The organism is Mesorhizobium sp. M7A.F.Ca.AU.001.01.1.1, assembly GCF_004022735.1.
Classification (GTDB): domain Bacteria; phylum Pseudomonadota; class Alphaproteobacteria; order Rhizobiales; family Rhizobiaceae; genus Mesorhizobium; species Mesorhizobium ciceri.
This window is the reverse complement of record NZ_RZPF01000869.1, coordinates 1-2,384: the sequence shown is the minus strand read 5'-3', so window position 1 is coordinate 2,384 and position 2,384 is coordinate 1. Positions and strand designations below refer to the sequence as shown.

The 2,384-nt window shown below is 64.9% G+C and carries 2 protein-coding genes; both read right to left on the bottom strand.

The annotated features are described in order from the left end of the window. Positions 1–1,053 (bottom strand): Xaa-Pro peptidase family protein (locus tag EN884_RS33165; RefSeq protein WP_164895322.1); only part of this gene is annotated, 1,053 nt, incomplete at its 3' end. Between the two features lie 321 nt (positions 1,054–1,374). Then, on the bottom strand, positions 1,375–2,343 hold the full coding sequence (locus tag EN884_RS33155) for a GlxA family transcriptional regulator (RefSeq protein ID WP_128361013.1): 969 nt from the start codon (positions 2,341–2,343) through the stop codon (positions 1,375–1,377). Positions 2,344–2,384: the final 41 nt, after the last annotated feature.

Genomic DNA, 2,384 nt, shown 5'->3' with positions numbered 1-2,384 from the left:
GCGCTGGTCGACGAAACGGTCGGGGATCTTCCACGCCTGCTCGGCGATCTCGCGGAAGGCCATGCCGGGCTTGACGATCGAAATGTTGTGCTGAACCTGATCGTGCGCCATGCGGTAGAGCGACTTCTGGTAAGGGGTCGGCTTGCCTGGCCCGCAGCGGAAGGTGCGCGAGAAATCCGAATAATAGCCGTAGCAGCCGATGGTGTCGGTATCGAGCGCCAAGAGTTCGCCGGGGCGGATCTTGCGGCCGCTGGCCTCGTTGAACCACGGGTTGGTGCGCTGGCCTGATGTCAGCAGCCGCGTCTCGATGAACTCGCCGCCCTGGCGGATGACCTCGCCATACATGATGGCGAACAGGTCGTTTTCGGAAACGCCGGGCTTGATCGCCTCACGCACCGCATAGACGGCAGCCTCGGCGCCGGCCATCGACACCTGCAGGCATTTCACTTCCTCCGGCGTCTTCACCGCGCGCACCGCCAGGATTTCGCCCTGGCAATCCCTGACCTCACAGCCGCGCTTTTCCAGCGCCAGCGCCTGCAGATGGCTGCAGCGGTCGAGGCCGAGCTTCATCGAGCCGCCGCCATGCTTTTTCAAAAGCTCGGCGATCTCGTCGGCGAACGGACCTGCGGTCTCGTCGTCGCGGCCCGAGACCGACGACCAGACCAACTTGGAAGGCCGCGCCTCGTCGATCGTGTCGAGTACCATGGAGACATGATAGCTCTGCGGGTATTCGAACAGCACGATCGGCCCGTCGGTCGGGATAAAGAAATAGCGGGTCGAGTTGCGCAGGAAATAGCCGAACATGTTGCGCGAGCCGGTGGCGTAGCGCTGGTTGTACGGATCGAACAGCACCACGCCGCCATAGCCGGCCTTGCGCATCCAGCCGCGCAGCTTGGCCAGCCGGCCTTTGCGCAGGGCATCGGCATCGATGAAGGACGGTTCGGTGTCCGACAGCCACATGCCGCCGGCCGGATCGGCCGCCGCGGGGTGGCGCATGCGATCCTTGAAGTTCACGTCCTCGGTGCTGTCGGGGTCGAAAACGACGATGCTCATGGGCTCGGCCTTGGCTGGGTTGCGAGGTCGCAGCATGGCGCAAGAGGGGCGGGAGGATTGTGCGGAAAACCGCAGCTGTTGTGCGGGATGCCGCTGGCTAATCGGTTGCGTCGCGATCCTTCGCGCCCCCCTCTGCCCTGCCCGGCATCTCCCCCTCAAGGGGGAGATTGGCATTTTCGATGCCGCCGTTCTTTTCTTCAACATCTGAGATTGGCGAAAGCAGAGATGCAGTCCGATCTCCCCCCTTGAGGGGGAGATGTCCGGCAGGACAGAGGGGGGCGCTGTCCCGCCAACATCTCACCGCGTCAGCGAGCGCCAAGCCTAATGCCGTCGCGCCAGCTTCGGCGGATGGCCATGCTCCTCGCGAAACGCCCGGGCAAAACTCGACATCGAGGCAAACCCACACGCCAGCGCCACGTCGCGCACGGCGAGCGTCGAATGCGCCAAAAGATCGGCGGCGCGTTTGAGCCTCAGGCGCCGGTAATAGCCATTGGGCGAGATGGCGAGTTCGGAGCGGAAGGAGCGCTCGAGCTTGTCTGAGGACACGCCGAGCTTCGCGGTCAGCTCGGCCATGCCGAGCCGCTCCTCGACCGCGTCCTCCATGATGGCGATGGCCGACAGCACCAGCTCGTTCTGGACCCCGGTGCGCAGGCGCAGCGGCATCATCTTGCGGTCGATGCTGGAGCGCAGCTGGCTGTGCACGAACCATTCGGCGACGCCGGCGGCAAGCTCGGCGCCGTAGTCGCGGGTGATGATCTCCAGCATCATGTCGAGGCTGCCGACACCGCCGGCCGAGGTGAAGCGCTTGCGGTCGATAACATAGAGGTCGCGCCTGAGCTCGATGTTGGGGAAGGCTTCGGTGAAGGCGGCCTGGCTGGTCCAGTGCAAGGTGCAGGCATGGCCGTCGAGCAGGCCGGCGCGCGCCAGGAAGAACGCGGCATCCGCCACCGCACCGATATGGGCGCCATTGCGCAGGCTCTTGCGGATCCAGTGTGCAGCGTCCTCGGCGACGAGGTGATCGGCATCGCCGCCCGAGCAGACGACGATGCGGTCGACCTTCGGCGCATCCTCGGCGTAAAAGCCCGGCTGGATGACGACGCCGTTCGACGCCTCGACCGCACCTTTCGTGCCGCCGACGATGATCCAGCGATAGCGTTGCCGTTTCGCCAGGACATTGGCGGCGCGCAGCGGCTCGATGACCGAGCTGAACGCCATCATCGGAAAACCTGGGAACACCAGCACGGCGAAAGTGAGGGGTTCAGTGGGCTTGGGTGGTTCGCGCGTGGCCATGGGGCGCTACATTTCGGGCAGATGGGGTTCGGGGTCAATTG